Here is a 6,798-nt window from a genome sequence, read left to right as displayed (position 1 = left end):
CTACCACCGCCGCCGACGCCAACGATCCCTGTCCCGGTTGACCCCTATCGAGTACGAGACCATCATGACCCCATCGGCCAGTCAGGCCGCGTGACTGAAACTGTCACCTATCGGTGCAGCAGACCCGATCTTCCATCCGGTGGCCAGGTTTGACATGTCAGCCATCGAGCTGCGACAGCAGCTCTACGAGCGCTTATGCGAGATCGTCTGGGACCCGAAGCGGCTCGGTTTCAACCTGCCGCCCACTGTCGCGCGGCACGTGGTCGAGCAGAGCGATGTTTCCGTCGCTGTCCCTGCTCAGCGCGTGTCTGCCGCCGTGGCCAGACGTACCCGGGCCTACTTCGGTGGCGTTACGGTCGCCAGACTTGTCACTGTCGGGGCGCTCAGCGTTGGTGAGGAGCTAGTTCTCACCTACAAGCGCGATCGTTACCTTGCGCATGTGAATGAAGCCGGTCAGATCGAGTTGGAGAGCGGGGAAGCGTTCGACTCGCCCTCCCCGGCCGGGTCGACTGCCGCCGGTAAGCCGACAATCAACGGCTGGAGCGCATGGAAGGTGCGGCGGGGCGGAGGTCTGACGCCGCTACATGACGTGCGGGCGGATGCGCTGTCGCGTGGGCTGCTTGAGGTGGCGACATAGGGGTGCTAGCGAAGCATTAGCTCGTGTCGCCAGCATTCTATGGTGCGATCCGATAGGCTCTGCGGTATGACCGGATCGGTGAGCAAGAAGTCGTTCTCGCTGCCGCAGGACGTCGCGGAGCGCTTGGAGCGTGAGCCCAACGCCAGTGCGTACGTAGTCGACACGATCCGGGCACGGATGCGTGCTGAGGATCTCGACGCCGAGTTGGCCCGCCGGGGCATGACAGTGACGGCTGAGGGGCAGGCTCGCGCCGGGGCCCAACGCGCTCACGTCGAGCAGGAATGGTCGCCTGGTCGACGCGCCGCGCTGAGGGAGCGTTCCCGCCGTGCGGCGGCGGAGATGCTCGACGGCCCCGGCAGTCAGGGCCCGGCGGCGTGACGGATCCCGAAGCACCGGCGGTCCGGCTGATACTGGACCGGTCCGCGCTGCTCGCCTACGTGGCCGGGTCCATGGACGTCGCCGAACCCATCCACGAGGTGGCGCACGACGGGGTCCGGTTCGGGGTGCCGGCTGTGGTCGCGGCCGAGGCGCTCGCGGTGGTGGACGATCCCGGCGATCGACAACTGCTGCATCGGCTCCTCGAACGGTCCGCCTGCGCGGTGCTGCCCACCTGGGGTGAGGACTGGCAGGAGTTGGCGTACTGGCGCTCCGTCACCGGTCGGGTTGACCTCGCCGCCGCCGTGATGGCTGTCCTGGAACACGACGCCTCGGTGTTGACCAGCGAAGGTAAGGCGTACGGCGATGGCGGCGACCTTCCGGTCATCCGCTTTCCTGGCTAGAGCCCTCGACCGGATCAGCGGGTGATGCGGAACGTCTGCTCGAAGTTCGGGTAGTCGCAGAAGTCCAGGTTGCACAGTTCGAATCCGCCGCTGATCAGCGCGACACCGTTGTGCAGGACCAGCCCGCCGGCCTCCGCCCACGCTCTCCCGGTCACGGCCTGCGGCTCGCCGGTGCAGCTGTTGAGGGGCGCCCAGCCGCCCGCGTAGGCGACCCGGTTGCCCGATCGCTGCCGCACGATCAGTTCGGTCGCGCCGGACAGGCCGGCTGGGCAGGTCACGGTGAGGGTGATGTCCACGGCGACGCCGCGTGCGACAAGTGTCGCGGCGGTGACTTCAACGCTGCTTGCCGCGCTCGCCGGCGTTGGCGCGAGCGCGACGGAGAGTGTCAGCCCGATCAGTGCGATGGTGGTGAGGATGCGGCGCACGAGGGTCCTCCTTGCCGGAGTGGGTGCTTACCTGCGGTCACCCTAGCCCTCTGCGGCACTTACGGATATCAATCGATCCGTTCGATGGCGGTCAGCTTCGCGAGCGCGGCAGGCAGCACTTCTTGTACTTCGCCCCCGACCCGCACCAGCAGGTGTCGTTGCGGCCGGGCGGCCAGGCTGTCACAGCGGCCTCGTCGAGGCTGTCGGCGTACTCGTCGAGGGTTTCCTCGCTGGTGGGGTCGCTGCCCGCGCGGTCGGCGAAGGCCGCCAGGCGGGCGACCGTTCCGACGGCCACGCCCAGGTCGGCGCCGCCCATCCCGGACGCTTCGGCGAGAGCGCGTTCGATCTGGGCGCGGTGCTCGTCCCAGCTGGCGGGGTAGCTGTCACCGAGGGCGGGCCAGCGCAGCAGCAACGCGGTGAACTCCGCCTGCGGCCAGAACAGCAGCGTCGCCGGGCCGTCGTCGAGGGCGTCGAGCGCGTGGGTGCTCGCGGCGCGCAGCCGGTCGGCGAGATTGTCGTACTCGTCGTGGGGTAGGCCCTGCTCTTCGCGCAGGTCGTGCCGTTGCTGGGTCAGGCCGTAGATCATGGCGGCGGCCTCGTCCTGGGCGTCCTCGGATTCGTGCTCGTGGGTGCGGGTCCGTTCCAGGATCGCGTCCAGCGCCCCGGTGAGCCACTCCAGCGCCAGCTCGCCATGGCCGGACTCGGCCAGCTCGTCGATCACGTACGTGGCCTGGGGGTCGGTCTCCAGCAGCGGGCGCAGGGCGGTCAGTTCGGCCAGGCCCTCGTCGGCGCGGCCGAGGCGCAGCAGCAGACCGCCGCGCACCGCTCGGGCGTACGCGTTGTCGTCCGGCTGCTCGGCGATGGCGCGGGTGGCCAGGGCGAGCGCGTCGGCCAGGTCACCGGCCTGCTCCAGGATGTCAGCGGCGACCAGCAGGGCGTACCCGGTGTCGTCGGGGTCCGCCACCCGACCCTCGTCGACGGCGCCCACCAGTTCGGCGACGAGCACGGCCGGGTCGGGGCTCTCGAGACCCAGGGCGCCGATCTCTTCGATTCGGTCGGCGGTCAGCAACTCGGACATCGGCGCATCCTGAAAGACGACGGGCGGTGGGTGGGGGAGCGGCCAGCCTACTCCCGGACATGGCGCAGCCCGGGCGGCGAACCGCCCGGGCTGCGACACGTTCCCTCAGCGGGCCGACGGCATGGTGGCGAACTCGCCGGCTAGCTCCGACTCGACGATCGTCGCGGTGGACGGCCGGCGACCGGCCGACGCCCGCCGGGCGGACGGGACGGCGAGGGCCGCGAGCGCGGCGGCCAGGGCGATCGCGGTGAGGACGAGAAACCCCATCGTGAAGCCGGCCTCCCGGGGCAGGCCGTTGGCCTGCGGGTTCGCGGTGATCACACCGCTGACCACGGCCGCGCCGATCGCGCCGCCGATGGTGCGGATGTTGGCGTTCATGCCGGTCGCCACGCCGGTCTGGCTGGCGGGCACGCTGGCCACGATCAGGTTGGCCATCGAGGCGAACGCCAGGCCGATGCCGAGGCCGACCAGGCCACCGGCGACGGCGACCTCCCAGCGGGTGTCGTGCAGGGTGGCCAGCATCGCGGAGGCGGCCACGTTGAACGTGGCGCCGGTGGCGAGCTGCGCCTTCGCGCTGAAGACGGCCTGGAGTCGGCCGGCGATGATGCCGGCGACGAACATCGCGCTGACCATCGGGAGCATGAGCAGACCGGCCTGGCTGATGCTCGCCCCGAACCCGTAACCGGCTGCGGTCGGGGTCTGCAGGAACTGCGGGAGGAACGCGTACACGGAGAACATCGACGCGCCGTAGAGCAGGGCGACCAGGTTGGTGGTCCAGACGCCGGGCAGGCGCATCATCCGCATGTCGATCAGTGGGTTGCTGGACCGCAGTTCGGTTACCAGCCAGCCGACCAGCAGCACCACGGCGAGCGCCAGCAGGCCGAGCACCCGGGCGGAGGTCCAGCCCCAGGCCGCGCCCTGGCTGATCGGCAGCAGCAGCGCGACCAGCCAACCGGAGAGCAGCAGGGTGGCGCGCCAGTCGATGCGTCCGGGGGTACGGACCGGCGACTCGGGCACGAACAGGTGCGCGGCCACGGCGGTCAACCCGACCACGACCATCGGGATCCAGAACAGCCACCGGTAGTCCAGCGTGCTGACGATCGGGCCGGCCAGCACGATGCCCAGCCCGCCGCCGACGGCGACGATCGCCGAGATGGCGGCCACGGCGGTGGAGACCCGGGCGGCCGGGAACTCGTCGCGGATGATGCCGAACGACAGCGGGAAGACGGCGCCACCGATGCCCTGCACGATCCGGCCGATGATGAGGACGCCGATGTTGGGGGCGATGGCGGCCACCAGGCAGCCGAGGGCGAGCGCGGCGAGCGAGGCGACCAGCATCCGTTCCTTGCCAATCATGTCGCCGACCCGTCCGAGGATCGGCGTGAAGATCGACGCGCTGAGCAGGTAGGCGGTCAGCACCCAGGTCACGGTGTTCTGGGAGGTGTGCAGGTCCTGCTGGATGGTCGGTAGCACCGGGGTGATCAGCGACTGGAGCATCGCGAAGAACCCGGCGCCGGCCGCTAGCACGGTGAAGGTGAGCCGACGCGAGCTGCGTCGGGAGGTCACTGCCACGAGAGGAGACTCCTGATAACGGTACGGAGGGGAGGTTTTTGACCCGTCGTCTCTGGCGGGTGGGCTTGTCGGGTCCGGGCGATCGGGGTGGCCAGGCGGCGATCGGGCGGGTCCCGGGGTAAGCTAACCGGAGGCAGGCCTCCGGGATTCCGGAGGGGTGCCTCCACTAAGCTAGCGGAGGGTTTCCTCCGGATGCAACCAGGGTGAGGTGACGCACGTCATGACCAGCGCGGGGCAGGCGCCCGAGGTCTTCGCCCAGCGGCCCAAGCGGGCCGACGCGCGGCGTAACTACGACTCCCTGATCACGGCGGCGCGCGAGGCGTTCGCCGAGCACGGCGCTGCCGCCTCGCTGGAGGACGTGGCCCGCCGGGCCGGAGTGGGCATCGGCACGCTCTACCGCAACTTCCCGACCCGCCGGCACCTGTTCGAGGCCGTCTACGTCGAGGAGGTCCGGGAGCTGTGCCACACCGCCGAAGGTCTGGCCGAGCTGCCACCCTGGGACGCGCTGGTCGCCTGGCTGCACCGCTTCGTCGGGTACGTCGCCACCAAGCGGGCCCTCGCCGAGCAGCTGCTGCACAACTCCGAGATCTTCACCAGCTGCCGGGCGGAGATCTTCTCCGCCGGTGGGCCGCTGATGCATCGGGCACAGGCCGCCGGTGTGGTCCGGAACGACATCGACTTCGACGACGTGGTGCGGCTGATCAGTGGCCTCACCATGGCCCAGTTCCCGTCACCCGAGCAGCGCGACCGGGTGCTCGGCGTGGCCCTGGACGGCCTGCGCCCGCCGGCCGCGTCGCGCTGACCACCAGCTGGCCGGATCGCGCTGACCACCGGTCGACCGGTCAGCGGTCGACCAGCAGCAACCAATCGTCGTCGAGGCGTTCCACAGTCGTGCCCGCCGGCCAGCGGTGACCGGGGTCGGCCACCGTCCGGGCCTGCTCGACCTGCGGTGGCCGGCTGAACTGCGCGTCGCGGAAGCTGGCCATGCTGTGGAACCGGGCCCGGCCGAAGTTCGCGGCGTCCAGGAAATGGGCCCTGTCGAACAGCGCCTCCGCGCCGAACACCGTCCAGCGGAACAGCGCCATGTTCGTGAAACGGGCGGAGTAGAAGGTGGCCGACCCGCCGAACTCGGTGTGTTCCATGGACAGGGCGCCGTCGAAGACGGCCTCCCGGAACGTGGCCGCGTCCTCGAAGCGGGTCGCGTCGAAGCTGGTCGGCTGGCCGAAGGTCGCCCGCCGACATGAGGTCGGGCCCGCGAAGCTGGCTCGCCGGCAGGACAGGCCGTCGGCGAACGCCGCGCCGTCGAAGCTGGCCAGACCTCTGACGCGGACGCCGTCCAGGACGACCTCTCCCTCGGCCGCGAGCCCCTCGAAGACCACGTCGCCGAAGGTCGCCGCCCCGAGCAGGAGACGCCCTCGCGCCGTCGCGCCCGCGAAGGTGGTCGTACCGGTGAACACCGCCTCGGTGAAGGTCGCGTCGACGAGCGTGCAGCCGGCGGCGTCGAAGTCGACGAGCGCGGCGCCGGTCAGGTCGAGCGTCAACTCCGGCCAGAAGTCGTCGCCCGCGCGCAGGTGCCGGGTGAGCACGCGCTGCGCGGTGCGCCGAACCTCCGTCTCGCGCGGCTCGCCGTCGGGCGCCGGCATCCGCAGGTACGCGCAGAGCACCGCCGCGATCGTCGGGCGCTGCCCCGGATTGTCCTGACCGAGGCGCTCCAGCGCGTGCAGGCCGCCGAGGCGTACCGCCGCGCTGTCGTTGCCGAGCAGCTCGACCGCCCGGGTGTAGAGCTCGGTCAGCCGCCGCTCCGCCGCGTCGTGCTCGGCGGCCCCGGACTGCCGGTCCTGGTGGCGCTGCGCGGCCTCGGCCACCGCCTCGGCGTGCGCCTGCACCCGGTCCCGGTGCGCCTGGTCCCGTGCGGCGACGCTCTCCTGGTGCCGCGGCGCGCGTTCGGTGATCCACTGGCGGCGGGCGGCGAGCAGCAGCGCGAGCCCTCCGCCGGTGCCGGCGACGACAGTCAGGCCGGTGCGGATCGCGTCGATGCGCAGGGTGGCGCGGGTGTCCGGTTGGCTGGCCCGGTCGGCCTCGGTGAGCAGCAGGTCCAGCACCAGCCAGCCCAGGGTGACGGCGGCCAGCAGGCCGACCAGGACCAACCACCACGGCATCACCCGCAGCTCGCGCTCGGTGGGTTCGTCGACGGCCACGGCCCACAGCATGCCAGTCACCGTCGGTGTCCGATCTGGAGCGTGGCGGTATGACCGTTTGCGCCCCCGCCGGAACAACGGGTTACCGGCGCGTAACAAGCCATTGACG

General features: G+C 70.9%; 8 protein-coding genes. 4 read left to right on the top strand and 4 right to left on the bottom strand.

Features of this window, described 5'->3' with window-relative positions:
- Positions 1-154: 154 nt before the first annotated feature.
- The 3 genes from DLJ59_RS01015 to DLJ59_RS01005 all read left to right on the top strand — a co-directional run bounded on the left by DLJ59_RS01015 (position 155) and on the right by DLJ59_RS01005 (position 1,416).
- Entirely contained in the window at positions 155-637 is a 483-nt protein-coding gene (locus tag DLJ59_RS01015; RefSeq protein ID WP_124770642.1) for a restriction system modified-DNA reader domain-containing protein, read from the top strand.
- Positions 638-703: 66 nt separating this feature from the next.
- On the top strand, positions 704-1,015 hold the full coding sequence (locus tag DLJ59_RS01010; protein WP_124770641.1) for a hypothetical protein: 312 nt from the start codon (positions 704-706) through the stop codon (positions 1,013-1,015).
- Positions 1,016-1,086: 71 nt separating this feature from the next.
- Entirely contained in the window at positions 1,087-1,416 is a 330-nt protein-coding gene (locus DLJ59_RS01005) for a hypothetical protein (RefSeq protein WP_244235774.1), read from the top strand.
- A gap of 14 nt (positions 1,417-1,430) precedes the next feature.
- Here DLJ59_RS01005 and DLJ59_RS01000 read toward each other — a convergent pair whose 3' ends face one another.
- The 3 genes from DLJ59_RS01000 to DLJ59_RS00990 form a co-directional block, all read right to left on the bottom strand.
- A complete protein-coding gene (locus tag DLJ59_RS01000; protein WP_124770639.1) occupies positions 1,431-1,841 on the bottom strand; it encodes a hypothetical protein in 411 nt (136 codons plus the stop codon).
- Between the two features lie 91 nt (positions 1,842-1,932).
- Complete coding sequence (locus tag DLJ59_RS00995; protein WP_124770638.1) at positions 1,933-2,919, bottom strand: SEC-C domain-containing protein; 987 nt, start codon at positions 2,917-2,919, stop codon at positions 1,933-1,935.
- Positions 2,920-3,024: 105 nt separating this feature from the next.
- Positions 3,025-4,491 (bottom strand): MFS transporter, encoded by a 1,467-nt coding sequence (locus tag DLJ59_RS00990; protein ID WP_124770637.1) that lies wholly within the window; start codon positions 4,489-4,491, stop codon positions 3,025-3,027.
- Positions 4,492-4,711: 220 nt separating this feature from the next.
- Here DLJ59_RS00990 and DLJ59_RS00985 point away from each other — a divergent pair, with 220 nt between their 5' ends.
- On the top strand, positions 4,712-5,293 hold the full coding sequence (locus DLJ59_RS00985) for a TetR/AcrR family transcriptional regulator (RefSeq protein WP_124770636.1): 582 nt from the start codon (positions 4,712-4,714) through the stop codon (positions 5,291-5,293).
- Positions 5,294-5,333: 40 nt separating this feature from the next.
- Here DLJ59_RS00985 and DLJ59_RS00980 read toward each other — a convergent pair whose 3' ends face one another.
- Positions 5,334-6,701 carry a pentapeptide repeat-containing protein gene (locus DLJ59_RS00980; protein WP_124770635.1) on the bottom strand — a complete coding sequence of 456 codons (1,368 nt, stop codon included), beginning with the start codon at positions 6,699-6,701 and terminating at the stop codon, positions 5,334-5,336.
- Positions 6,702-6,798 lie beyond the last annotated feature (97 nt).

This window comes from Micromonospora inaquosa, assembly GCF_003857055.1.
GTDB lineage: Bacteria > Actinomycetota > Actinomycetes > Mycobacteriales > Micromonosporaceae > Micromonospora > Micromonospora inaquosa.
Note: the sequence above shows the minus strand (reverse complement) of the source record. Positions and strands in the feature narration are given on the sequence as shown.

Excerpts from the sequence above, each read along its gene's own strand:
- DLJ59_RS01015 (WP_124770642.1), top strand. The coding sequence starts at position 155 with ATGTCAGCCATCGAGCTGCGACAGCAGCTCTACGAGCGCTTATGCGAG.
- DLJ59_RS01010 (WP_124770641.1), top strand. The coding sequence starts at position 704 with ATGACCGGATCGGTGAGCAAGAAGTCGTTCTCGCTGCCGCAGGACGTC.
- DLJ59_RS01005 (WP_244235774.1), top strand. The coding sequence starts at position 1,087 with ATGGACGTCGCCGAACCCATCCACGAGGTGGCGCACGACGGGGTCCGG.
- DLJ59_RS00995 (WP_124770638.1), bottom strand. The coding sequence starts at position 2,919 with ATGTCCGAGTTGCTGACCGCCGACCGAATCGAAGAGATCGGCGCCCTG.
- DLJ59_RS00985 (WP_124770636.1), top strand. The coding sequence starts at position 4,712 with ATGACCAGCGCGGGGCAGGCGCCCGAGGTCTTCGCCCAGCGGCCCAAG.
- DLJ59_RS00980 (WP_124770635.1), bottom strand. The coding sequence starts at position 6,701 with ATGCTGTGGGCCGTGGCCGTCGACGAACCCACCGAGCGCGAGCTGCGG.